The sequence below is a fragment of the Niabella beijingensis genome (genome assembly GCF_020034665.1).
In the GTDB taxonomy this organism is placed as follows: Bacteria; Bacteroidota; Bacteroidia; order Chitinophagales; family Chitinophagaceae; genus Niabella; species Niabella beijingensis.
This window is the reverse complement of the sequence record NZ_JAIQDI010000001.1, coordinates 1,866,189-1,889,446: the sequence shown is the minus strand read 5'-3', so window position 1 is coordinate 1,889,446 and position 23,258 is coordinate 1,866,189. Positions and strand designations below refer to the sequence as shown.

General features: G+C 48.0%; 23 protein-coding genes. 9 read left to right on the top strand and 14 right to left on the bottom strand.

Translation table 11 applies throughout. The annotated features are described in order from the left end of the window. Positions 1 to 46: 46 nt before the first annotated feature. The gene (locus K7B07_RS07950) at positions 47 to 1,864 is read right to left on the bottom strand and encodes an ABC transporter ATP-binding protein (protein WP_223708770.1); all 1,818 of its coding nucleotides are present in this window, start codon (positions 1,862 to 1,864) and stop codon (positions 47 to 49) included. A gap of 67 nt (positions 1,865 to 1,931) precedes the next feature. Here K7B07_RS07950 and K7B07_RS07945 point away from each other — a divergent pair, with 67 nt between their 5' ends. Together K7B07_RS07945 and K7B07_RS07940 are read left to right on the top strand one after the other, a co-directional pair. Next, the gene (locus tag K7B07_RS07945; protein WP_223708768.1) at positions 1,932 to 2,309 is read left to right on the top strand and encodes a ribosome-binding factor A; all 378 of its coding nucleotides are present in this window, start codon (positions 1,932 to 1,934) and stop codon (positions 2,307 to 2,309) included. A 169-nt stretch (positions 2,310 to 2,478) separates the two neighbouring features. After that, positions 2,479 to 3,702: an FtsX-like permease family protein gene (locus tag K7B07_RS07940; RefSeq protein WP_223708766.1), complete on the top strand. Its 1,224-nt coding sequence runs from the start codon at positions 2,479 to 2,481 to the stop codon at positions 3,700 to 3,702. 171 nt (positions 3,703 to 3,873) lie between these two features. Here K7B07_RS07940 and K7B07_RS07935 read toward each other — a convergent pair whose 3' ends face one another. After that, positions 3,874 to 4,707, bottom strand: coding sequence for a transketolase (locus K7B07_RS07935; protein ID WP_223708765.1), 834 nt, complete (start codon positions 4,705 to 4,707; stop codon positions 3,874 to 3,876). Between the two features lie 160 nt (positions 4,708 to 4,867). On the opposite strand from K7B07_RS07935, the gene K7B07_RS07930 reads away from it, so the two are divergent. The 5 genes from K7B07_RS07930 (at position 4,868) to K7B07_RS07910 (ending at position 8,492) form a co-directional block, all read left to right on the top strand. Next, positions 4,868 to 6,022, top strand: coding sequence for a glycosyltransferase family 4 protein (locus K7B07_RS07930; protein WP_223708763.1), 1,155 nt, complete (start codon positions 4,868 to 4,870; stop codon positions 6,020 to 6,022). Between the two features lie 86 nt (positions 6,023 to 6,108). Further along, the gene (gene frr, locus K7B07_RS07925; protein WP_223708762.1) at positions 6,109 to 6,672 is read left to right on the top strand and encodes a ribosome recycling factor; all 564 of its coding nucleotides are present in this window, start codon (positions 6,109 to 6,111) and stop codon (positions 6,670 to 6,672) included. A 72-nt stretch (positions 6,673 to 6,744) separates the two neighbouring features. Continuing rightward, positions 6,745 to 7,161, top strand: a complete 417-nt coding sequence (mscL, locus tag K7B07_RS07920; protein ID WP_338041188.1) for a large conductance mechanosensitive channel protein MscL — start codon at positions 6,745 to 6,747, stop codon at positions 7,159 to 7,161. 106 nt (positions 7,162 to 7,267) lie between these two features. Continuing rightward, a complete protein-coding gene (locus tag K7B07_RS07915; protein WP_223708759.1) occupies positions 7,268 to 8,056 on the top strand; it encodes a segregation and condensation protein A in 789 nt (262 codons plus the stop codon). A 19-nt stretch (positions 8,057 to 8,075) separates the two neighbouring features. Next, positions 8,076 to 8,492, top strand: coding sequence for an OsmC family protein (locus K7B07_RS07910; RefSeq protein WP_223708758.1), 417 nt, complete (start codon positions 8,076 to 8,078; stop codon positions 8,490 to 8,492). A 49-nt stretch (positions 8,493 to 8,541) separates the two neighbouring features. Here the strand turns inward: K7B07_RS07910 and K7B07_RS07905 are convergent, their stop codons facing one another. Genes K7B07_RS07905 through K7B07_RS07895 form a run of 3 tightly spaced genes read right to left on the bottom strand, consistent with a single transcriptional unit; the run spans position 8,542 to position 12,326 of the window. After that, the gene (locus tag K7B07_RS07905) at positions 8,542 to 9,588 is read right to left on the bottom strand and encodes a patatin-like phospholipase family protein (protein ID WP_223708757.1); all 1,047 of its coding nucleotides are present in this window, start codon (positions 9,586 to 9,588) and stop codon (positions 8,542 to 8,544) included. An 8-nt stretch (positions 9,589 to 9,596) separates the two neighbouring features. Next, positions 9,597 to 10,133, bottom strand: a complete 537-nt coding sequence (locus K7B07_RS07900; RefSeq protein ID WP_223708756.1) for a hypothetical protein — start codon at positions 10,131 to 10,133, stop codon at positions 9,597 to 9,599. A 48-nt stretch (positions 10,134 to 10,181) separates the two neighbouring features. Next, positions 10,182 to 12,326 (bottom strand): helix-turn-helix domain-containing protein, encoded by a 2,145-nt coding sequence (locus K7B07_RS07895; RefSeq protein WP_223708755.1) that lies wholly within the window; start codon positions 12,324 to 12,326, stop codon positions 10,182 to 10,184. Positions 12,327 to 12,464: 138 nt separating this feature from the next. On the opposite strand from K7B07_RS07895, the gene K7B07_RS07890 reads away from it, so the two are divergent. Next, positions 12,465 to 13,538, top strand: a complete 1,074-nt coding sequence (locus tag K7B07_RS07890; protein ID WP_223708754.1) for an AI-2E family transporter — start codon at positions 12,465 to 12,467, stop codon at positions 13,536 to 13,538. A 71-nt stretch (positions 13,539 to 13,609) separates the two neighbouring features. On the opposite strand, the gene K7B07_RS07885 is transcribed toward K7B07_RS07890, so the two are convergent. The 5 genes from K7B07_RS07885 to K7B07_RS07865 are packed head-to-tail and all read right to left on the bottom strand — an operon-like array spanning position 13,610 to position 19,104. Next, positions 13,610 to 14,803 (bottom strand): hypothetical protein, encoded by a 1,194-nt coding sequence (locus tag K7B07_RS07885; RefSeq protein WP_223708753.1) that lies wholly within the window; start codon positions 14,801 to 14,803, stop codon positions 13,610 to 13,612. Positions 14,804 to 14,812: 9 nt separating this feature from the next. Then, positions 14,813 to 15,454, bottom strand: coding sequence for an ATP-binding cassette domain-containing protein (locus K7B07_RS07880; RefSeq protein WP_223708751.1), 642 nt, complete (start codon positions 15,452 to 15,454; stop codon positions 14,813 to 14,815). A gap of 6 nt (positions 15,455 to 15,460) precedes the next feature. Then, entirely contained in the window at positions 15,461 to 17,146 is a 1,686-nt protein-coding gene (locus K7B07_RS07875) for a DUF4836 family protein (RefSeq protein ID WP_223708750.1), read from the bottom strand. Positions 17,147 to 17,186: 40 nt separating this feature from the next. Further along, positions 17,187 to 18,557, bottom strand: coding sequence for a histidine--tRNA ligase (gene hisS / locus K7B07_RS07870; protein ID WP_223708749.1), 1,371 nt, complete (start codon positions 18,555 to 18,557; stop codon positions 17,187 to 17,189). A 58-nt stretch (positions 18,558 to 18,615) separates the two neighbouring features. After that, complete coding sequence (locus K7B07_RS07865; RefSeq protein ID WP_223708748.1) at positions 18,616 to 19,104, bottom strand: low molecular weight protein-tyrosine-phosphatase; 489 nt, start codon at positions 19,102 to 19,104, stop codon at positions 18,616 to 18,618. Positions 19,105 to 19,213: 109 nt separating this feature from the next. On the opposite strand from K7B07_RS07865, the gene rlmN reads away from it, so the two are divergent. After that, positions 19,214 to 20,260, top strand: a complete 1,047-nt coding sequence (gene rlmN, locus K7B07_RS07860) for a dual-specificity RNA methyltransferase RlmN (RefSeq protein ID WP_223708747.1) — start codon at positions 19,214 to 19,216, stop codon at positions 20,258 to 20,260. 12 nt (positions 20,261 to 20,272) lie between these two features. Here rlmN and K7B07_RS07855 read toward each other — a convergent pair whose 3' ends face one another. The 4 genes from K7B07_RS07855 to K7B07_RS07840 all read right to left on the bottom strand — a co-directional run bounded on the left by K7B07_RS07855 (position 20,273) and on the right by K7B07_RS07840 (position 23,204). Continuing rightward, positions 20,273 to 21,100, bottom strand: a complete 828-nt coding sequence (locus K7B07_RS07855) for an aminotransferase class IV (RefSeq protein WP_223708746.1) — start codon at positions 21,098 to 21,100, stop codon at positions 20,273 to 20,275. Continuing rightward, on the bottom strand, positions 21,097 to 22,239 hold the full coding sequence (locus tag K7B07_RS07850) for a DmpA family aminopeptidase (protein ID WP_223708745.1): 1,143 nt from the start codon (positions 22,237 to 22,239) through the stop codon (positions 21,097 to 21,099). The genes K7B07_RS07855 and K7B07_RS07850 overlap by 4 nt, the downstream gene beginning before the upstream one ends. A 186-nt stretch (positions 22,240 to 22,425) precedes the next feature. Beyond that, positions 22,426 to 22,896, bottom strand: a complete 471-nt coding sequence (locus K7B07_RS07845) for a DUF5362 family protein (RefSeq protein WP_223708743.1) — start codon at positions 22,894 to 22,896, stop codon at positions 22,426 to 22,428. A 116-nt stretch (positions 22,897 to 23,012) separates the two neighbouring features. Continuing rightward, positions 23,013 to 23,204 carry a hypothetical protein gene (locus tag K7B07_RS07840; RefSeq protein ID WP_223708741.1) on the bottom strand — a complete coding sequence of 64 codons (192 nt, stop codon included), beginning with the start codon at positions 23,202 to 23,204 and terminating at the stop codon, positions 23,013 to 23,015. Between the last annotated feature and the right edge of the window lie 54 nt (positions 23,205 to 23,258).

The window sequence follows — 23,258 nt, the reverse complement described above, 5'->3', positions numbered from 1 at the left end:
CAGCACTGGTCTGACAAATGAATGCGGAATGCTGACAGCTCCAGTCTCACTTCACTTCCTGCATTTCCACCAGCTTTTTATAAAACCCGTTCTGTTCCAGCAGGCTGTGATGAGTACCCCGCTCCACGATCTTTCCTTTTTGAAGTACGATGATCTCATCCGCGTTCCGGATCGTACTCAGGCGGTGGGCAATCACGATGCTGGTCCGGTGCTGCATCATTTTATTGATGGCATCCTGCACCAGCCTTTCGCTTTCCGTGTCCAGCGAAGAAGTCGCCTCATCCAGGATGAGGATGGGTGGGTTCTTTAGCAGCGCCCGGGCGATGGTAAGGCGCTGGCGCTCTCCACCGCTCAGCTTACTGCCGCGGTCTCCGATATTGGTGGCATATTGCTGTTCCTTGTGCATAATAAAATGATGGGCGTTTGCAATTTTTGCTGCCTGCTCAATGGCTTCGGCACTGGCGCCCACTTCACCCAGCGCAATATTGCTGGTGATGGTGTCATTAAATAAAATGGGCTCCTGTGTTACAATACTCATGAGGCTCCGGACGGAGTGCAGGGAATAGTCCTTTATATTGATGCCATCGATCAGCACGGCGCCTTTTGTGGCATCATGAAAACGCGGTATAAGGTCGGCCAGGGTAGATTTGCCGGAGCCGGAAGAGCCCACCAGGGCAATGGTCTGGCCTTTCTTTATGGAAAGATCAATATCCCGTAAGATAATATGCTCGTCATAGGCAAAGGTTACGTTTTGAAAAGTGATCGCTTCTTCAAACTGTTTCAGCTCAATGCCGTTGGGGTTCTCATCAACCGTTACAGGGGTGTTCAGTACCTCTTCGATCCGCCGGATGGCCGCGGCTCCCTTATTTAAATTGCTGAAGGAGGTGGAAAGCGTTTTGACCGGGTTGATAAGATTGTAAAACATGGCCAGGTACGCAAAAAAATCGGGGGCTTCCAGGTCTATGCGGTCAGAAAGGATCAGCCGGCCTCCAAACCAGAGGATGCCTACAAATACCATAACCCCCAGGAATTCGGACATGGGCGAGGCCATATCGCGCCTGCGGCTGATGCGGTTCTTGGCATCGGTCAATGCATCATTCACCGCATCGAACCGTCCTCTTAAAAGGTTTTCGACATTAAAGGCCTTGATCACCCGCAGACCATTCAGGGTTTCATCCAGGATCGACAGGGATTCACCTAATTTGATGGCGGCCTCATTCGACTGGCGTTTCAGAGCTTTTGAAATGCGCCCCAGTATAAAACCGATCACCGGAATGCACAGGAGTATGAACCCTGTAAGGACAGGACTGATCAAAAACAATGCAATAAGTGTAAAAATAATATTGAGCGGATCCTTGATCCAGCCTTCCAGTACGCCGATCACTGATCCCTCCACCTCGTTCACATCATTGGTGACCCGGCTGAGGATATCGCCCTTGCGCTGTTCTGTAAAATAACCGATCGGTAATAGCAGTATTTTGTCATAAATATCCGACCGGAAGGTGTTTACGATCTTATTCTTAATCGGATTTAATACATATGCGGAGAGGTAAAGAAAAAGATTCTTTAAAAAGATGGCAACGATCAGCACCATACAGATGGCACCCAGCAGCTGCACCGCCGTCAGATCTGTTCCATTTACCAGCGCGATTAGAAAACCTTTGAGATTTGTTAAAATATTGGGAGCTGTCTCTGCAGCAACTGCCGGCTTTTTATCGCCGTAAAAGATGATATCAAAAAAGGGCTGCAGAAGGGCAAAGCTGAACAGCGCAAAAACAATGGACAAAACAGTGAACAAAAAAAACAGGAAAATACCGCCTTTGTAGGGGCGCAGGTAATATAAAACCCTTGAATATTTCTTCATTCCTTAAGGTTATGGTCACTAAAACCTGTAAAGTAACTAATTTTACACAGAACAGAAAGAGAAGATTATGCAGGAAAGTAAACGTCAGAAGCAGGTGGCCGCACTGCTCAATGAAGAGATGAACGGCATTTTTCAAAAGCTGGGTCTGAATATGATCGATGGGGGAATGGTGTCTATTTCAGGCGTTATGATAACGCCCGATCTGCTGGAGGCCCGCTTTTACCTGAGTTTTTTCCAGGTGAATGATGCCGGAGCGGCACTTCATAAAATTGAGGAGCGGCATCATGAGATAAAAAAAGAGCTGGCTGCGGCCGTAAGACATCAGCTGCGCAATATTCCGGTATTGAAATTTTATGCAGACGATACCCTGGACCACGTGTTTAAAATGGAAGAGCTGTTTAAGAAAATCGAAGAAGAACGGAAGCAGAACGGAAGGCCGGAATAAAGCGTCAGGCATCAGCGATCGCTTTGGGTATTATCAGCCGCTGGCTGTAAAAGGATCTTAAAGCCGGATGCGGATAACGGCGTTGATTTCAGCAGCTACCTGATAGCTGAAAGCTCAAAGCTGACAGCCAGCAGCTCAAGCACATAACCAACCATCAAAATCATATAAATTGCAGTTTCTATTTGCGTGGCGTTATTTCAGGGCCAAGAAGTCGACCAATGTGATCAATATTATCGCCTGGATCTGTATTGTGGCCATTATGATCGGAACGGCGGCGCTGATCCTGGTGCTGAGTGTGTTCAATGGTTTTGAAGGCCTGGTAAAATCGCTTTATTCCTCTTTTTATCCCGATATTAAAGTAACACCCGCCTCGGGTAAATTTCTTACGCTGAGTGAGCAGCAGCTGCAGCAATTAAGGGGCGTTAACGGATTACGGAATTACTCACTGGTAGTAGAAGAAAAAGCGATCCTGCGGAATGGTGACAACCAGGCCCTGGTATCCCTCAAGGGTGTGGACGACCGGTTCCGTAATGTGAATAATATCGCGGGCCATATCGTAAGCGGCCGTTTTGATATCGGAACGGCAGACCATCCCAGGCTGGTGGTGGGTGGTGGTATCGAGGGGTCACTGAGCATACGCGCCAATCCAAATGTAGAGCCGATCAGTATATATATCCCCCGTAAAAGTGAATCGGAAGAATTTGATGCGGTCAATAATATTACACCCGACACCATAAGAAGTGCGGGTACTTTTATCATCCAGCAGGATTTCGACAACAAATATGCCATTACGCAGATCCGTTTCCTGCAGCAGGCAATGGGAATAAACCCCAATGAATTCAGCGGGATCGAGATCGCCGTTAAGGATCCGGCTGCTACGGCTAAGGTTCAGCAGTCCATTCAGCGATTGCTGGGCAATGCTTTCCGGGTCCAGGACCGTTACCAGCAGAATCAGAGTTTATATGCGATCATGAACCTGGAACGGTGGGTATTCTATGCCATTCTCAGCCTGATACTGGTGGTGGCGGCATTTAATATGGTAGGTGCACTTACCATGCTGGTGCTTGAAAAGCAAAAGGACATCAGTGTGCTGAACGCCTTGGGTGCTGACCGCAGGTTTATTCTGAGGATATTTCTTAATGAAGGTTTTTTACTGGCTTTTATCGGGGGAGGCATGGGTATGTTGCTGGCATTATTACTGGTGCTGTTGCAGCAGCAGTTTCACCTGGTACCCTTACAGGGTGGTTCTTTTTTGATTGATTATTTTCCGGTAACACTAAAGCTGAGAGATTTCCTCCTGGTGGCGGTAACGGTAATGGTGATTGCTTTTATTGCCTCATGGGCACCGGCCTGGAAGGCTTCAAGAAAAGAGTTCTCTCTCAAAGCAGAGTAGACAATAAAAAAGGCTACCGCTTATGAATGCTGTAACCTTTTATTGTTCTTTCAATTTCTTATTTCTGCGAGGTTCCGAATGCCGGACTTCTTGCCCTTCAACTTTTCACTTGGGAATCGTATACAGATCAGCAGTATTCAGACAGAACCTGTAATCTGCAAGCTGTAACGCTTAGTAATCTCCCAGCGTTTCCGGCAATTGTGCCAGGGCTTTTGCCAGCTGTTCGTCATTGGGTGCGATACCGTGCCAACCGTGATCATTCTCCATAAAATCAATCCCCTTGCCCATCACGGTGTGCATCATGATAGCGATCGGTTTTCCGTTACCGGTAGCGGCTTTGGCTTTTTCAATAGTGGCTACCACTTCGTCCATATCGTTTCCGTTCATCTCCATCACTTCCCAGCCAAATGCTTTGAATTTTTCGGCAAGGTTACCCATGTTCAGCACTTTATCCGTAGGACCATCGATCTGCTGGCCGTTCCAGTCCACGGTGGATATGAGATTGTCTACTTTATGTGCCGCGGCAAACATAATGGCTTCCCAGTTCTGTCCTTCATTCAGCTCCCCGTCTCCGTGCAGTGAGAATACCAGGTGCGGATCCTTGTTCATTTTTTTGCTTAAAGCAGCGCCGATGGCAACACTCATTCCCTGTCCGAGCGACCCGCTCGCTACCCGTATACCCGGAAGGTGCTCGTGTGTGGCCGGGTGTCCCTGCAAACGGCTGTCTATTTTTCTGAAGGTAGCCAGCTCTTTTATATCAAAATATCCCGAGCGGGCCAGCACCGAATAAAATACGGGGGAAATATGGCCGTTGGACAAAAAGAAAAGGTCTTCATTGATACCATCCATATTAAAGGAGGGATCATGTTTCATTTCCTTAAAGTACAGGGCTGTTAAAAAATCAGCGCATCCAAGAGAGCCTCCGGGGTGGCCGCTGTTCGCTCCGTGAACCATTCGTACAATATCACGCCTAACCTGTGATGCAATTTCCTGTAAACTTGCCATAATCTGTTTTTTGAACAGCAAAAGTGCGCTTTTTTTTTGATAATTCCTGTTCATTAGCAATGAATTCTGGACTTCCCGGTTTTTGTTCCGGAATTAAAATCTGTATAAAAATTGGTATCTTGGTGATAAAGCTTACTTTTGTCGTCGTAAACCTTATTTGATGCTTGAAATTCTGGTGACAGCTGTTGTAGCTTTTACAGTTGCGTTTCTCGCAATTCCTGTAGTAATGCTCATTGCGGATAAGAAAAAACTCTATGATATCCCGGATGAGCGTAAGTTACACACCCATGCAATAGCCTCTCTTGGAGGTGTCGGTGTTTTTATCGGCTTTCTTTTTGCTGGTTTGCTTTGTCTTAATTTTACAAACACACCGGAGATCCGTTATTTTTTTGCCGCCGCTACCCTGACCTTTTTTATCGGACTGAAGGATGACCTTATTGCATTATCCGCCACAAAGAAATTCGTGGCGCAGATCATTGCGGCAGCCATTATCATCCACCTGGGCGGCATCCGTCTGGAAAGCATGCACGGTTTTTTGGGAATGGAGACACTGGATCCTATGTACGGCGTTCCATTGACCTATTTTACTATTATCCTTATCATCAATGCGTATAACCTGATCGACGGAATTGACGGGCTTTCCGGAAGCCTGGGGCTGATGGCCACCCTGCTTTTCGGAACCTATTTCCTGCTGGCGAAAATGTACCCTTATGCAGGTTTTTCATTTGCACTTTCCGCCGCTTTAATGGCATTCCTTATTTTCAATTATCACCCGGCAAAGATCTTTATGGGCGACTCCGGTTCTTTGCTGGTGGGTATGGTGGTATCCATACTGGTATTGAAATTTATTGATGTGGCCAGCCAGCCGGGAGCAGCCTTGCCCATTACCTCGGCAGTTGCCGTAGGTGTTTCGGTGCTGATCGTGCCATTGGTGGATACCATACGTGTTTTTGGAAACCGGATCCTCAGGGGAAGGTCGCCTTTTTCACCAGACCGGAACCATGTGCATCATTTGCTGCTGGATCGTGGCCTGGGGCATTCCACTGTTACATTGATTTGTGTTTCTGCAAATATATCCCTGATCCTGATTACTTACCTGACCCGCAACTTTGGGAATACGGCTCTTATCATAGCTCTTTTTGGCACCTCATTCCTGGCATTGGCCTTTCTTTACTATACCCTGCCGAAACGGAAACTGGTTATTCACCGGAGGTATGTGGTCAATCAAAACCGGCAGCAACGGGCAGCTCCGTCTGCACAATCCAAGGTTATCAATCTCCAGACCAAAGAAAAAGTTCAGGATAAGGTGCATTAAGCCATTGTAATTTATTCATTTCCGGCCGGGTTTTCCATTGTTTCGGTTCCTTTCATTAGATTTGCGTCTTTAAATTTTTTGATTTTATGCAGGAACAAGTAAGTAAGCTAATTGAATCATCGGAAGAGGGTATGAAGAAAGCCATTACGCACCTGGAGGCAGGACTGGCAAAAATACGCGCCGGAAAAGCAACACCACAGATACTGGATGGGATCTTTGTCGACTATTACGGATCCGCTATGCCGATTAACCAGGTGGGAAATATTACCGTGCTTGATGCCCGTACCATCAATATTCAGCCCTGGGAAAAAAATATGCTGCAGCCTATCGAACGGGCAATCATCGCTGCCAACATCGGCCTGAATCCCCAAAATGATGGTGTCAATATACGCCTGTTCCTGCCCCCCCTTACAGAAGAACGCAGAAAAGAACTGGTGAAGAAAAGTTTTGCTGAAGGCGAAAACTCAAAAATAGGAATCCGCAGTGCCCGCCGGGAAGTAATTGAAGGGATTAAAAAACTGCAGAAGGAAGGATTGAGCGAAGATGGCATGAAAGACGCAGAAGCAGTAGCCCAGCAACTTACAGACAAGTACATTGCCACTGTTGAAAAATACCTGGCTGTAAAGGAAAAAGAAATAATGGCCGTTTAACGTACATTATTTGCCCCGAAATATCAATAATCCAATCACTATTTTATAACTTAAAAATTCAAACACATGGGAATGCTTAAAGAATTTAAGGAATTTGCCATAAAAGGGAATGCGGTTGACCTGGCCGTGGGTGTTATTATTGGTGGGGCCTTTGGCAAAATTGTATCAAGCATTATTGATGATCTTATTATGCCGGTAGTAGGCGCGATCATCGGAAAACCGGACTTCAGCAGTCTTTACCTGGTGCTGAAAGGGAATGTCCCTCCAGGTACCAAACTGGAAGAAGCGCGGAAAATCGCGGATACTTCCATTTTCGCTTATGGTAACTTTATCACAATTGCCATTAATTTTCTGTTGCTGGCCCTGGTGATTTTCTGGATGGTGAAAGCAATGAATAGAATGAAGAAAGAGACCCCTGCGGAAGCAGCGGCACCTTCTTCTACAGACCAGTTACTGATGGAAATCAGGGATGCGCTGAAAAAGCAATAAAAATCTGCCCAACTTATTCACAAAACGTCCTGCATCACAGGACGTTTTTTAGTGTCAGGCCCTTATTTATTACATTTGTCTTCTTTTCACTGTTCAATATTTTCAGGTGAGTACAACATATCAGATAAAGCTTTCCCAGTTCGAAGGGCCTTTTGACCTCCTGCTATTCTTTATAGAGCGGGATGAACTCGATATTTACAATATCCCTATTACAAAGATCACCAACGATTTCCTGGTATATATCCGTGAACAGGAAGCCCTGAACATCGAATTGTCGAGTGAATTCATTCTTTTTATTTCCACGCTTATGCGCATCAAGGCAAAAATGCTGATCCCGCGCAAGGAACTGGATGCGCAGGGTAACGAGATCGATCCGAGGGAAGAACTGGTGAACAAGATACTGGAATATAAACGCTTTAAGGAAGCGTCAGCACAAATGGCCGAGCTTGAAGCGATGCGGATGCTGATGGTAAAAAGGGGGAATATTCAGAAAGAACTGTCGGTGATCGGGGAAGAAGCAGGCGAAGGCACCGAGATACACGCCATTACCATGTTCAAGCTGATGAAGGCGTTTGAAAAAGCGATGCAGCGGTATTCTGATAAGATAAATACTCCGGTGCATACGGTAGTACGGTACAACTATTCCATGGAAAACAGCCGGGTCAAGGTAATGGAAGAGGCGCAGCGTGCCAAGACACTTTCTTTCGAAAAGCTGTTTGATTACGCAGAGACCCGTGTGCACGCGATCTTCCTCTTCCTCTCCGTTCTGGAGCTGGTGCAGCAGAGCTTTCTGAAGATCATGATCGGAGACGGAAAGAATAATTTCATACTGGAATATGTAGCACCGGAAGACCGCGAAGAAACAATGACCGCGATCGAACCCTCATTCTCTTAACCATAAAAATATAAAACTCATGAAACGTTTTGCAACGGCCAACTGGCAGGGAACGGGAAAAGATGGAACGGGTAAGACCTCGACACAATCCGGTGTGTTAAGCGATACGCCTTATTCTTTTAAAACACGTTTTGAAGAAGGGAACCCCGGTACCAACCCGGAAGAGCTGGTAGCAGCGGCTCATGCCGGTTGTTTTACCATGAAGCTGAGCTTTGTGCTGAATGAAGCCGGTTTTACAGCCACCAATATCGATACCAAATGTACGGTTACCTTTGAAAATGGCGCTGTAACGGAAAGTCACCTGGATGTTCAGGCTGCGGTTCCGGGCATTGACCAGGAAAAATTCGATGCGGCCGTCAGGGATGCTGAGGCAAATTGCCCGATCAGCAAACTGCTGAATACAAAAATTACGGCCACAGCTGTACTGAACGGATAATGCTGCGATATATTATAATAGCCGGTGTCCGTAACGGGTGCCGGCTTTTTTAGGCCCAATCAGTCTCTCCGGGTTTTAACCGGGCCACATAGTTTTGCAGCGCGATCTTACCCAGCTGAACCATTTGTTTCATTTTGGCCGGTTCAAAAACAAGCCCGCCGGGACCGCCGTCCAGCGCCGTTTCGGGCTGCAGTACATGTAATTTTACCGGAGGACGGTTGATCAGATCTGTATAATCCGGGGAGGAACTGCTGAAATAACGTCCCAGTGCAGCTTCGGAGACACCATCGGCCCTCATGGCGGCCTTTACCTGGTTGATATAATTGAGAAAGTGAATGTGTTGCCGCGCTGCATACAGATCATTATCTGCCACATCGGTTATAAAAACAGCGACCGTTTGCAGTAAAATGGAAAGCAGGTTATTGTAAATTGCCGGGTCGGGTGCGCTGTTCCTGGCGGAAAGCAGGATGGTAAAGAGCTCATCCGCACCGGCTTCCAGCGCAATGCCGACGCCGGCATATTCGCGGGTACCGCCATCCACATACTGGTAATCCGGATGAATTGCTCCCGGAAGATCCTTATTGATCCGCACAGGAGGCATAAATACCGGTTGGCTGGCTGATGCCATTACCGCTCTTCTGAACTGCTCGGCGCTCTCTATCTTTTCTATGCGGTAATAGCTCCCCGCTGTTACGGGGGCGGGGTCTGTGGTATAGACCACTAATTCCTGGCTTTGCAAACAGGTAGTGGTCAGATATATTTTTTTGGCAGCAGTGCGCAGCTGCGCATAAAAAGTGTCGGTGTAGATCTGTCGCACCCGTGACCCCAGCCCGTTTGCGGTATACAACGAATTGCCGTTCCAGATACTGGTGCCCAGATTCTTTTCTTCAAGGAGGTCTCCGGTGGTAACACTGGTGTAGAGGTCTTCCAGTACATCGAGCTGATTCATGGCCGCAAGTGGGGCGATCAATGCCCCGGTGCTGGTTCCTATCACCGTGTCGAAGGTTAACCTGTAGGTGGTTTCCAGGTCTTTGATAACACCAACAGCAAATGCTCCTTTGGACCCTCCGCCACTTATGATCAATGCTTTATTCATAAAGAAGATTATTCAAATTGTGGTTGGACCTTACGGGTCTTATTGAACTGATAGGCGATGAACGACTGGAACCACCACTGGTTCAAATGATAATCCCGTTGTGCGGTAATGCCGATCTGTATTTTTTGCAGGAGTTCCAGCCCGATGCCCCCACCGGCCATGCGTTGCCGATGCGTACCCCAGTTGGCTTCTGCAAGCAGCTGGATATTTCCAAATGCCAGGGCCATGGGCTTTTGGGTCCTGAGGTCTGCAAGTTTTAATGCGGCTGCAGGGCCGAAGAGACCAGAGATCCTTTTATTGTTGTATACCATACCGGCATTGGCACCCAGCCGCAGCCGGTTAACAACAACCGTTATCTGCGGACTTAACGCAAGACCGCCGGTATAAAGATCCGGAGTAACGGACCGGAAGCCGGTGGTGAACCCGTTATTTAATTTGACCAGTAATATACCTCCCCTTGTAAATTCGGTAACCTGTTTTGTTTGTGCAGCTGCAGAAGAAAAAAAGAACAAAACAAGGAGGAGGGCACTTGTTTTTGAAGGCATCGGAAAGATTTCCTTAAAGATACTATTTTACCCGACCGGTTGGCACCCCTAATTTGAGTGACCGGAAACGGCTGCTGTTTTTGAGCCCTTGGCTGCCCAGTAGGTAAAATGATTGATGAGCACGCGCAGTTCATGAAATTCAAAAACGGGCAGGGCGCTTTTTGCTTCCTTTAATGAATCCCATTTTCTTGTTTCAAATGCATCTTGAAACCGACGCAACTGCTCTTCTGAAAAAAGTACATGGATATCCAGTATTCCCACGGAAGCCACCTTGGCAAAGTGCCCGAATACCGTACTGAGTGCCAGGTTCCGCTCTGCTGCGATGGCTTCAGGTCGCATTCCTTCCTCCAGCAGGGCATAACTGATAAGATGGGACGGTTTGGCGGGCTCTTTTTTAACGGGTGTAATGGTTCTGTCTGCAGCAATGAGCTTTTTGTCGAATAAATGCAGGTCCATCAGGCGAAGCAGGTACTGCTGCAGTTCTTCAGTCAGGGTTTCCACCGTGCGGTTATAAGCTTTGGCCCCTTTCTGGTTCTTGGTTTTGCTGTAATGTGCTTTTACGGGATCAAGAAGTCTGGTCTGCACCAGGTCAAAGAAATAATTAACGGCGCCAGCGCTTTTTTCGCTGATCGTGCGCCAGGTTTCTGCGGTGATCGTACGCATCTGGCGATGGATAAAATGTTCAAATTTCAGAAAAGTACTTTCGAGAAGTGTGGCCGATTGCTGTACCGGCTCGGATACACCGGAAAAATCCATGTGCTGGATCAGCGGGTTTTCGGCAGCTGCGATCCAGTTTTCCACTGCGGTTAAAATCGGTGCACTGTTGAAGGTTTGCAGCAGTTTGCTGATGGCAAACGTATGCTTTTCTTCTTCGTAGATCGATGCGATTTGTTCCGAGGCATCGGTGGCTTCATGAAAATCACTGATCCTTGTATCCCGGAAGATGTTCGATGCCCGGATGGGGGACTTCAGCACAATACCTTCCAGGGTCCTGCAGCGGCTTAGGGCCACATATACCTGGCCGTTGGTAAAAGAAGCCCCGGCGTCGATGATCACTTTGTCAAATGTAAGTCCCTGGCTCTTATGGATCGTAACGGCCCAGGCCAGCCGGAAGGGGAATTGTTCGTAACTGCCGGTAACCTCTTCCTGTATTTCTTTCTTTTCATCCAGATAGTATTTCTTGTTTTCCCATACTTCGCGTTCTACGGCGAGTTCTGCTTCAGTTCCTTCCGGTATCACAACGACCTTGTCGTCCTCGACCCGTACCACCCGGGCGATCCTTCCGTTATAATATTTTTTTGCTTCGGAAGCATCGTTGCGGATGAACATGACCTGTGCATCGGGTTTCAATACCAGCTGGGGATCATTGGGATAAAGATGTTCCTTAAAATCGCCGCTGATAATGGCCGGACAAGGAACCGCCGCACCCGGCAGCAATTCCAGCCGGCTGCTATTGATCCGGTCGGCCATATGATTGTGCGACACCAGGTAGATGTAATGATCCTGCGGTTCGAAAGAAGGTTGATACCGGGTATTCAGCAACTCAAAATCGATCCGGCTTTTTTCACCCTCGCGGATCGCATTAAGAAGGGAGATGAACAGGGCATCGCTTTGGCGGAATACCGTGGAAAGTTCCACCGTAACAAAAGGGGTGCTTTTCAGTGCCTTTGATTCAAAAAAATACGGGGAGGCATAATAGGGCGTCAGCAGTTTTTCAGCGGCAGATTTTACAACCGGGGGCAGCTGATACAGATCGCCGATCAGCAGCAACTGCACTCCGCCAAAGGCCAGTGAAGAGCGCCGGGCTGTTTTTAAAGCCAGATCGATCATATCCAGTACATCAGCCCGGAGCATTGATACCTCATCGATGATCAGTATTTCAAGCGCTCTTAACAGCTCCAGCTTTTCTTTCCGGTACTTGAAATGGGGCAACAGCTGCGGTATATTAATAGCTTCATTCCGGTCTACTGCATCCGTTGTGGGCACAAATGAAGTAAGGGGTAAACCAAACATCGAATGAATGGTTACCCCACCTGCATTGATCGCTGCAATGCCGGTAGGCGCCACCACAATATGCTTTTTTAATGTTTTACTGACGAACTGGTTCAGGAAAGTGGTTTTTCCTGTACCGGCCTTGCCGGTAAGGAAAACACTTCGCTGTGTGAACTCAATGATATTATAGATTTTTTCCAACAACGCGATGCTGCTTACAACATTTGATGACGGGTGTCATAGGCAGAACAAATATAATATTTAAATGATAAAAGACCATCAGTGCAGAAGAGTATATAAACAGAAAATACTCTATTTTTATAGTTATAAAAACATAAAATGACCTACAGGAAAATAGACAACAATATACTACGGCAAATTGTACTGATACTGCTCATCGGCCTTCTGGGATTTATGATCTTTTTTAACCTCCGGTATTTTACGCCCGGAGCCCTGGGTGCCATTACATTGTACATCCTTTTCCGTAAAACATTTTTCCGGCTTACCGAAGAACGGAAATGGAAAAAATCCCTGGCCAGTTTTCTTCTGATGTTTGGCACACTCCTGGTGATCGCGCTGCCGTTATGGCTGATCATAGAGGTAATGATCCCGCAGATCAGTAATCTGCTGGCCAATAAACAGGTGATCGTGGAAAAATACAATGCAGTTAAAGCGTTTATTGCCAGCAAGCCCCTGCTCAACCGGATCAACCTTTCTGACGAGTCCCTGATGCGCACCCTTGGAAAAGTGACCGCTTATTTCCCGGGCATCCTTAACTCAGTGGCTGAAATCTTTGTGAACATTTTTACCGCCCTGTTTATCCTCTATTTTATGCAGGTGAATGCGCGGGGAATGGAAAAACGGATCCGCCTGTTCATTCCTTTCAGCGATGACAACACCCAAACGCTTTGGGAAGAGACAAAGATGATGGTACGTTCCAATGCGCTGGGGATACCGATCCTGGCCCTGTGCCAGGGATTGGTGGCGGTGCTGGGATACTGGATATTCGGAGTGGGTAATTTTGTGATGTGGGGACTTATAACCGGTGCGGCTTCAATGATCCCCGCTGTAGGCACGATGATCGTATGGGTGCCTATCTGTATTGTTGTTTTTGCAACCGGACATGTAGGCAACGGCATCGGCCTTACCTTATACAGCCTGATCATTGTAGGCGGTATCGATAACGTGTTGCGGTTTACCATCCTTAAGAAAATCGGGGACATTCATCCGCTGATAACGGTTTTTGGTGTGATCCTGGGTCTTAAGCTCTTCGGCATCATGGGGCTGATCTTTGGCCCGCTGTTTATGTCGTACTTTTTATTAATGATCCAGGTGTACCGCATCGAATTCGGAAAGAAGAGCGACAAGCTGCCCCACGGACCCGAAACGGTGGGCGTTGTCGAAAAAAAATGAATGAAATGAAACCGTAACTACCGGTGTGCAACATCAACACGGAGTCGGTTTTTTTGATAGCAGCACCGTCCTTATCCCAGCTGATACAACAACTTTTTTACAAGACGCGCATTGGTTACAATAGCCATCAGGATCAATGCTGCCGCCAGCAGGAGCACGATCCAGTTGACGAAGGAAGAAAGCTCCGGACGTCCGAACATCACAAACTGATGAAAGGCCCATTGCATTACCTGGGTGCAGACGAGTGCGATAAGGACAATAAAGAGATAGACCGGGACGAACTGGTTGGACACATTTTTTCCCAGCCAGGCAGGGGAATAACCAAGCACCAGCAGCAGTTCCAGGTGTTGCCGGCTTCGGGCAATGACCAGTTGCAGATAAAAAGAGAACAGCATCAGTGCCAGGATTACCACCAGTAACCCGAAAATGCCCAGTCCGCTGAAGACTCCCTGCAGCACGATCTTATTACGCCCCAGCAGCGTTTTATCGCGGCTGATGACATAATGCTGCGCATCCAGGTACCGGATCAGCTCGGGATCATTCACATCTTTTAATTTGAGGAACAACCGGCTTGCTTCCTGGCGGTCCTTGCCGGAAAAGGTTTTATTGGCCCATTGCAGAAAATTTTTGGGAACAAGGACCGAGTTCACCCGGTCGCTGAAGGCAACGATCTTACCGGAAAAAGTAACAGACTGATCCCTGCCGAAACAGGTGATCTGTACGGGAATGCCCATAGCGGTTTCCTTTGAAAGCTGCGGCAGGCCCTGCCCCGGTGCAAAGATGTTGTAGATCTCAAAAAAATCGGAGGAGAGGATAATGGGAATATTGCGTTCACCTTCCTGCCAGGTGAAATTGGGCGGCAGGGTATCTATAAAATCGTTGTCGAGCGCCTCCAGGAACATATCCGTGCTGAAGGGCAGTACATTGCCGGCACTCAGCTGTACCCTGAAATCGTTGGCCAGCAGGGGTGAGGCACCGGTGATGAAGGGCTGTTTTTTTACGGCGTCGATCTCGCCGGCATTAAAAAGATTCTTTTCCGGTTGCCCCATCGTTTCATTGGTGATGGTTTTGGTGATGGATACAAAGTCAAAACCATCTTTGCGGATGCTGCCTTCCTTTAATAACTGCTGGATGTTGATGAACATCTGAACCGAACATAACAGCAGCAGCACACCGATGCCCAGTCCGATATAGGAAAACCAGCGTGATGAGGCATTGGTTCCGGTATACAATAAAGGTTTTACAGGCTTGAATGATACTGCCACAACAACGATTTATAGATGATACAAATGGGTGGCCGGAAAAGCGGCCGCTTTTGCCAGTTCCGCAAAAAGAATCGTGGCCTTTCTGCCGGCTGCCTCTTCGAGGATCAGGTCAATGGCCCTTTTGGTATTGGCCGGATCCAGGTGACTGAAGGGTTCGTCCATCAGCAGCAATTCAAACGGTTGCAGCAGCGCGCGTATGATCACCGCCCGCTGCTGCTCGCCGTAAGAACAATTTTTTGCCGGGGCATCCAGCCGGTGCTCCACCCCCAGGGCGCGTGCCATCTCAACAATACGTTCGGGTGGATGATACGGGTTTAACTGCCGTTTTATCTCCAGGTTTTCCCGCAGGGTCTGTTCTCCGAATAGCCGCATGTCCTGCAGGATAATGCTTACCCTGTCTTTGCGCAGTTGCGCTATGGCCTCGCGACTGAACGTACTCAGCGATTTACCGTCGTATAAGATCGCCCCGCTATAATCGGTTCTCAGCTGATACAGAAAATGAACAAGAGAGGTTTTGCCCGTTCCGGATGGTGCTACGATATTCACCAGTTCTCCTCCGGAAAACTGCAACTCTTTACCCCATATTTCTGAACTGCTTTTCCGTGCTTCTTCAAAATAAAGTGGCAGCAGGTCCCGTATCTCTAGCTTCATGAAGTATTATTTTTCCTCCGGAACAGGAATTGCAAGGGAATCTACAGACACCGGCCAGTCCTCACGGAGGTCTTTTTTAGGCAGGGCCTGATACATCTGGTCCACATACCGGTTTAGCTGCTTCAATGCATTGGCACTGCCATCTGCGAGGGTTACTTCCACTTTGCTGTATGCCTGTCCGTCCCGGATATCGGAATATGCGGTAGCCGTTTTCCAGAAAGCGGCAGACAGTTCCAGGTTCTTTTTATAGGCAGAATCCCGGTTGTTGGCCAGCGCCGTTGTAAAGGCTTTCTGAAGATTTACATAGCCTCCGAATGTATGCCCGGCAAAGGATTGTGCATAGGCCGGCTTTTGATTTCCCGCCAGGAACGCATCTGTTGCAGCATCGGTACTCCCCAATGCAAACCACTGATCGCCGAGTTTATTTTTTACGGAGTTATCCAGACTGTCGCCCCCCGGTAGCTGGTTTTTCATTTTGGAGTTAAAGGCATCGATCAGTTTCTGAAAGCTTGCTTTATCGCCCACAGCGGAACCAAAGACAAAATCCAGTTTTGTGTGTTCCTTTTCATAAGGGATCTGTTCTCCGTTACCCAGCGTAACAGCACTGGGGGTGCTGCTTACCTGTACATCGTTCAGGGCAAATGCAAGGGAGCCCTTATTGGCTTTGATAAAGTCTTCAGCACTAATGCCCAGCTGCCCCATCGCGGCATTTGCAATACCGTCAACACCCAGCATCTTCAGGAAATCGCGTACCCCGTCCGGAGGATAATTCAATGCGAATGCCGCGAGCACATCCTGGTTGGGTAAATGACTGATGGTTTCGTTATCAATCGCCTTTCCGCTGTGTTTCTTCAGCAGATCCGTAAGTTCCTTGCCATAATAGTTAAGCGCATCCAGTGTGATCTTGCCGTTATCAAAATTGGCTTTTCCTGTGGAGATATTCCCTTCCAGCAGCGTGCTGAACTTCATCATGGAAAGCATGCCGGGAAGGCTGCCTCCGTACAGGTTACCGCTATTGACCCAGTAATGCATGTCTGCCTTATCCGTGATCAGGGATTCAAACCGTTTATCGGCATCCAGTAACTGGTCGCCCTTTAACTGGAAGGTGTTTTTTGCGAAAAATTTCAGACTGTCCGGACTGTATTTCTGTACATTTTCGAAGGAATGCTGTCCCCCCGGTATTTTATGTTCCAGACCCGAAGCATCGATCACGGCAACAAAGAGCTTGTCGTTGAAACAGAGCACTGCTGATTCGTTATCGGACGACCGTGCAACGTTCAGTTCACCGTCTTTTTCAATTTTAACGGTGCCCTTGCTGCCGGTCTCGATCATTTTGGAGAACAGCGCCGCGTCTTTCAGACGGCCTTCAAAAGCTACATAACCGTTATTGCCATTGCGTCTCATAAAAAATACCAGTCCGCCTTTTGGGTCGATGCCGGAGGCTTCCGGGTCGTTCAGTAACTGGCGTCCGAGGGAATCTTTTGTCTGGGCCAGGGCCTCGGTAAACCAGGCCGTCTGCTTGATCTCTGCCCAGGTCAGCTTGGAAGAAAGCGAAGCAAGGTCTATGTGTACCACAAGACCCGCATCTTTGGGAACCAGCAACCCGGTTTTTCCTCCTTTGTTACAGGCAGCGAAAAAGAGTACAAGGCAGCTACTCAGGATGAATAAGCCTTTGTTTTTCACGTTTGTCATGTTATATTGGTTTTTTGTTTCAGTGCATAATCGCGGTGCCTTACTGCACCGGCCGGTCAAAGATATAATTCCCTAAATCATCAAAGGTCACCTGCTGCTGATCACCGGTCTGTAAATTTTTTATTACAATTTCACCGGCTTCCAGCTCCTTGCTTCCCAGTATGGCGATAAAGGGAATGCCCTTTTTATCGGCATACCGGAACTGTTTGTCAAACTTTGCGGTTTCATGGAAAAGCTCTGCTGCCACTCCTTTAGCCCGCAGCTGCTGCATCAGTTCAAACGATTTTTGCGCTTCAGCAGTGCCCAAGTTAAAAAATAAGAGCTTCGTACCACTGTATACATCGGCGGGGAAACGGTCTAACTCGGTAAGTACGTCATAGATCCGGTCAACACCAAAGGAAATACCCACGCCGGGTACATCAGGTACGCCGAATAACCCGGTAAGGTCGTCGTAACGGCCGCCGCCTCCGATGCTGCCCATCTGTACACCTACTGCTTTTACCTCAAAAATAGTTCCGGTATAATAGTTCAGTCCGCGGGCAAGGGTAACATCGATCTTCAGCTCCGGCAATCCGGCCGATGAAATGATGTACTCCAGTTCCCCGATGCCTTCAAGACCGGTTGCATTGTCTGCAAAAAGCGGTTTTAATGCGGCAATGATCGCTGTGTTGCTTCCGCCTATTTCCAGGAACTGCCGGATCAGCGACACCTGCGTATCGCTGAGGCCACGTTGTTTCAGCTCTTCCTGCACTTTTTCGATGCCGATCTTATCCAGTTTATCAATAGCAATGGCAATATCGATCATTTTCTCCGCACCTCCGCAAAGCGCTGCAAGCGCAGTAAGGATCTTCCGGTTGTTGATCCGTATTTCCACCGGCAGGTTCAGCTTTTTAAAAACGGTGGAATAAATGGCGGCCAGCTCCAGCTCATTAAGCAGGGCGCGGCTGCCCACAACATCTGCATCGCACTGGTAAAATTCCCGGTACCGCCCCTTTTGCGGCCGGTCTGCCCGCCAGACGGGTTGCAGCTGATAGCGCTTAAAGGGCAGTGCCAGCTGGTTGTATTGCATGGCCACATAACGGGCAAAAGGAATGGTCAGGTCGTAACGTAATGCACGTTCGGTGATCTCCTTGCTCGACTTACCCTCCAGGATCTTTTCAAAACCGGCTTTTACTTTACCGGCCTTCTGTTCGTTATCCAGCCCGTTGTTCAGGATCTTGAAAATAAGTTTATCCCCTTCTTCCCCGTATTTACCCATAAGGGTGTCCAGGTTCTCCATGGCCGGGGTCTCCAGCGGCTGAAATCCGTATAATTCAAAGACCTTCTTTATCGTATCAAAAATGTAATTGCGTTTGCGCACAGTGGCGGCGTCAAAATCTCTTGTTCCTTGCGGAAGGGATGGTTTACTCACGTAAAAAGAATTAAAGTTGTATGCCCGGGAATATCAGGCTGTAACATATAAAAAAATATTATTGGTTTTGTGTTGTTGCCGTATGCGCTGCTCCGTGGTATCTTTTTACGATACGGTCTGTCGCTTTGTCCAGCATTTCAAATACTTCATGATAACCGGGCTCCGGCCCGTACCAGGGATCCGGAACATCGCTGTTTTTACCGGGAGTGATTTCGTTCATGATCAGTTCCACTTTCGAGGGGTCAAAACGATCTCCGGCAATGTATCTTATTTCGTCCACCACATCGTTTGCCATGGCGTAGATCTTATCAAAGTGCTCAAAATCAGCAGCAACAAAATCACGGGCCCGTTGCGCGGAAATATCAATCCCATGATGTGCCGCTACTTTCTGTGAGAGCCGGTGCGGCGCCTCACCGGTATGATAACCATTGGTACCGGCACTGTCTACCTGCCAGTTCAGGCCAAGCTGATCTGCTTTCTTTTGTAAAATTCCTTCTGCCAGGGGACTTCTGCAGATATTGCCCAGGCATACCATTAAAATCTTCATGGCGCAAAGATAGCTAGGTTTCAGGTCAGAATGGGGAGTTGGTGGGTCAGTGACGGGTGCCCGCGGGAACTTTTCTGCCTTTAAACCACAGGTGGCGTATCTTTGCGAAATGAACACAAAGCAGCAGAACATCCGTAATCTCAGCCTCACAGACCTGGAAGACTATTTTTTGTCGATGGGGGAGAAAAAATTCCGTGCCCGGCAGGTGTACGACTGGCTGTGGCTGAAACCGGTACAGGGCTTTGATGCGATGAGCAATATCAGCAAGGAGCTGCGGCAGCAACTGAGCAGCCGGTTCGAATTTCCGGCGTTGACGGTGGATCTGACCCAGCACTCGGAGGACGGAACAATAAAAACCCGCTTCAAAACAGTGGAGGGCTATCTTACCGAAGGGGTACTGATCCCGACAGAAGAGCGCAAAACGGCCTGTGTGAGCTCCCAGATCGGCTGCAGCCTGAGCTGTAAATTTTGTGCCACCGGCTATATTGAACGGAAACGGAACCTGAGTTTTGATGAGATCTATGACGAAGTGGCGCTGATCAACCAGCAATCCCTTGAGGTTTATGATAAGAAACTCACCAATATTGTGTTTATGGGAATGGGGGAGCCGCTGCTGAATTACCGGAACGTACTGAAGGCCATTGATAAGATCACCGACCCCGAAGGATTGGGAATGAGCCCCAAAAGAATTACAGTATCCACCGCGGGAGTTGCCAAACAGATCCGGCAACTGGGAGATGATAAAGTGAAATTTAAACTTGCGCTGTCACTGCATGCGGCAAATGATAAAAAACGGCACGAAATTATGCCCATCAATGACAGCAACAATATCAAATCGCTTATTGAGGCATTGAACTATTTTTATAAACAGACAAAGAACGAGATCACTTTTGAATACATCCTGTTTAATAATTTCAACGATTCACTGGAGGATGCGGATGAGCTGATCAAGATCTACCGGCAGGTACCGGCGGATCTGGTGAACCTGATTGAATACAACCCGATCGAGTTTGCGAAATTCACCAAACCATCGGAAGAAAAAGTGGATGCGTTCATGAACTACCTCGAAAAGAATAAGGTAAATGCCCGCTTAAGACGCAGCAGGGGCAAGGATATCGACGCCGCCTGTGGTCAGTTGGCGAATAAGAACAATTAACACGGGGCGCTATTACACCTGCGTCGCTTCCATTTCCAGAAAACGGGTATATAGTTTACGGGTCACAGGCCCTGCGGTTCCGTTCCCGATACGGATCCCGTCCACTTCCGTTACCGGCAGGATGCGTTTGGTGGTGCTGGTCATAAACACTTCTGCGGCATGGGTCAATTCCGGCAGAAAAACATCCCGTTCTTCTACCGGAAGCAGTTCACCCGCCAGTTCTATTACCTTTTTCCGGGTGATGCCCTGTAGCAGGTTACGCGAGGGAGTTGCCAGACGGCCTTCCGGTGTTACAATAAAAACATTGGCCCGGGGAAATTCGGAAATGATATGGTTCTGAAAATAGAGAACATCCGCTGCCTGTTTTTCTTTTACTTTTTTCTGAAGCCAGATGCCCATCAGGTAATTGATCGATTTTACCTCGGGGAGGTCCCGCTGGTATTCCTGTGTTATGATTTTGATGCCGGTTTCAAATGTTGCTGTGTCCGGCAACTGCAGCGGTTGCTGCTGCAGGATAAAATTGCCCTCAACCGGTGTGTAGCTGTCCGGCGCATAGCCGCCTGTGGCAATCATACGAATACCGCTTTGCGGGATATGGTTCTTTTCGATCAGCTGAAAAATAAGCGCCTTTACCGCTTCGGGATTATGGGGAACAGTAATAAAAAGCGCTGCTGCGGAATTAAAGAAACGCTGCAGGTAATCGTCGAGGAACAGGGGCTTGTTATGAATCGTTCTGAAATAATCAAAAACAGCATAGCCCCGTTGCAGGGCCAGATCACCGGTGCGTATCCGGTCTTTTCCTTCTTCGGCAAATTCATTGTTTACAAATGTCCATTTCATGGTTGGTACCGGTTGTATTTTTTTAAGATCGAAATTACTTTGTCTCTCGGCAGGGCTTCCACTTTGTGTCCGTCGCGGCCTGTCATAGTGGTTGCTGCAAAAAGCGAATTGATAATGGCTTCCTCTGTTGCTTCGATGGCGGCCAGGAACAAGGGTGAAACATCCTCATTAAAAAGGGAAGTAGTGGTATGCAGGGGCCCTTCCGGCACATGCGGAATTCTTACGGAAGGGCTGGTGGAAAAAGCGATGACATAGTCGCCGCTGCCGTTGCTGGCAATGCCGCCGGTCTTTGCAAGACCCATAAACGCACGCTTGGCCAGCCGTTCGAGGTTGCGGGCATCCAGCGGTGCGTCGGTAGCTACAACGATCATGCAGCTGCCATCCACGGGCTGGTTCAGCTGGTCGCTTAAGAAATATTTTCCCAGTTCCCTGCCCACCGGAACACCGGCAATTTCCAGCACACCGCCAAAATTGGTCTGTACCAGTACGCCCACCGTATAGCCTCCGGAAGCGTTGGGCAATACTCTTGAGGCAGTGCCGATACCTCCCTTGAAACCAAAGCAGACCGTCCCGGTTCCTGCCCCTACATTGCCCTGTGCCACCCATCCCGTGTCCGCCGTTTCAATTGCTTCCAGAATGTCCTTTTCGGAAACATGCCGGCCCCGGATATCGTTGAGGAACCCATCGTTGGTCTCTCCCACAACGGTGTTTACACTCTGTATGTCCAGTTGTTTGTTTTTTTCCAGCGTATAGGTGATCCCGGCATTGATACCGGAGGCTACATTGAGCGTGTTGGTAAGGATCACCGGACCTTCGATATTTCCCAGCTCCCGGATCTGTGTGCTGCCGGCCAGTTTTCCAAAACCATTGCCCACATATACAGCAGCGGGAACTTTTTCCTGAAACAGGCTGCCTTCATGTGGCAGTACAACCGTAGCTCCTGTTCGTACCGAGCTGCCACTGATAAGTGTTTTATGACCGATACGTACCCCGCTTACATCGGTGATTGCGTTGTAGGTGCCGCTGGGCAATACCCCTATTCTGACAGGAGGCTTTAGCTTTTTTGCTGCCGGCTGGGCTTTTGTAGAAATGGTTATGATTGCACTGCAAAACCCGATAAACAAGATACGGTACCACATGGCCTAAAAATAATCAATAAATGGATGTGGTTAAAATAAAGCGACAGTCTGAAAAGCCGGTTTATCGTGTATTGTGGTACTGTTCCGAAGCGATCGGGGCTTCAGCTGCTGAAACATCCCGTTCGCCATAGGAGCATATGCCGGTAAAGACTTTTGAAACCACTGCTTTATCAGAAACTGCCGGGATCAGAACCTCGAAGTCATGGCGCCCATGCCCACGCTCAGAACGGCAATAATATAAAAAGCGATCACCACAATGGTAAGGATACCGGCAAACTTGAAGAAACTTTTCAGGTACCGGAGCCCTTCATTCAGTTCGGTAAGGCTTTCGTTCTGCAGGGCCCTGCGGGCGATGGTACCGAATTTATAAAGATAAAAAGCCGGGAAAAAATAAAGTGCGGCGAATGCAATGTAAAGAAGTCCAATAAATGCGCCGGAGAAGGGGATTCCGCTGTTGCGGAAAGCGGCAGATCCCGCCATCATTACTCCAAATCCGCCTATGAGCATAAAAAAGAGAAAAATGAAACCGATAATGCCAAGAAATTTTGCCCATTTGGAAGCTTCGTCAAGATAAAGCTTGCCCTGTTCGTTCACTTCAAGATGCTTAAAAAGTCCTCCCTCTCCAAATTGCGGAGCGGGCTGATTGAAATTTTCCATGTTGTCTGGTTTTAGTAGATTTTATTTGGTAAAAATGAAATACAGAAGGTAGTATAATAGTATACCTTACCGCAAGTTGTCCTGCAGCTAAAACAGGGTGAAGCGGATCATTGCTGTCATTTGCTTTCATCCTCGGAGTGCTCCTTATGTCCCTTTTTATCCCCGATTTTATCAATCACTTCTTTTCCCCGCTGTAATATGGAAGATACGGGACCTTCCATGTCTTCCTGCGGATCTCCCTCGTGTTTCTGGGGATGTTCTTTCAGCTCCTCTTTCTTATCGCCGGTATGTTTTTTCGGATCATTCATAACTTTTAAATTGGAGGATTTTTAGTATTACAAGTTACAAAAAAATCATAGAAA

Excerpts from the sequence above, each read along its gene's own strand:
- K7B07_RS07950 (WP_223708770.1), bottom strand. The coding sequence starts at position 1,864 with ATGAAGAAATATTCAAGGGTTTTATATTACCTGCGCCCCTACAAAGGC.
- K7B07_RS07945 (WP_223708768.1), top strand. The coding sequence starts at position 1,932 with ATGCAGGAAAGTAAACGTCAGAAGCAGGTGGCCGCACTGCTCAATGAA.
- K7B07_RS07935 (WP_223708765.1), bottom strand. The coding sequence starts at position 4,707 with ATGGCAAGTTTACAGGAAATTGCATCACAGGTTAGGCGTGATATTGTA.
- K7B07_RS07930 (WP_223708763.1), top strand. The coding sequence starts at position 4,868 with ATGCTTGAAATTCTGGTGACAGCTGTTGTAGCTTTTACAGTTGCGTTT.
- frr (WP_223708762.1), top strand. The coding sequence starts at position 6,109 with ATGCAGGAACAAGTAAGTAAGCTAATTGAATCATCGGAAGAGGGTATG.
- mscL (WP_338041188.1), top strand. The coding sequence starts at position 6,745 with ATGCTTAAAGAATTTAAGGAATTTGCCATAAAAGGGAATGCGGTTGAC.
- K7B07_RS07910 (WP_223708758.1), top strand. The coding sequence starts at position 8,076 with ATGAAACGTTTTGCAACGGCCAACTGGCAGGGAACGGGAAAAGATGGA.
- K7B07_RS07905 (WP_223708757.1), bottom strand. The coding sequence starts at position 9,588 with ATGAATAAAGCATTGATCATAAGTGGCGGAGGGTCCAAAGGAGCATTT.
- K7B07_RS07900 (WP_223708756.1), bottom strand. The coding sequence starts at position 10,133 with ATGCCTTCAAAAACAAGTGCCCTCCTCCTTGTTTTGTTCTTTTTTTCT.
- K7B07_RS07890 (WP_223708754.1), top strand. The coding sequence starts at position 12,465 with ATGACCTACAGGAAAATAGACAACAATATACTACGGCAAATTGTACTG.
- K7B07_RS07880 (WP_223708751.1), bottom strand. The coding sequence starts at position 15,454 with ATGAAGCTAGAGATACGGGACCTGCTGCCACTTTATTTTGAAGAAGCA.
- K7B07_RS07875 (WP_223708750.1), bottom strand. The coding sequence starts at position 17,146 with ATGACAAACGTGAAAAACAAAGGCTTATTCATCCTGAGTAGCTGCCTT.
- K7B07_RS07865 (WP_223708748.1), bottom strand. The coding sequence starts at position 19,104 with ATGAAGATTTTAATGGTATGCCTGGGCAATATCTGCAGAAGTCCCCTG.
- rlmN (WP_223708747.1), top strand. The coding sequence starts at position 19,214 with ATGAACACAAAGCAGCAGAACATCCGTAATCTCAGCCTCACAGACCTG.
- K7B07_RS07855 (WP_223708746.1), bottom strand. The coding sequence starts at position 21,100 with ATGAAATGGACATTTGTAAACAATGAATTTGCCGAAGAAGGAAAAGAC.
- K7B07_RS07850 (WP_223708745.1), bottom strand. The coding sequence starts at position 22,239 with ATGTGGTACCGTATCTTGTTTATCGGGTTTTGCAGTGCAATCATAACC.
- K7B07_RS07845 (WP_223708743.1), bottom strand. The coding sequence starts at position 22,896 with ATGGAAAATTTCAATCAGCCCGCTCCGCAATTTGGAGAGGGAGGACTT.
- K7B07_RS07840 (WP_223708741.1), bottom strand. The coding sequence starts at position 23,204 with ATGAATGATCCGAAAAAACATACCGGCGATAAGAAAGAGGAGCTGAAA.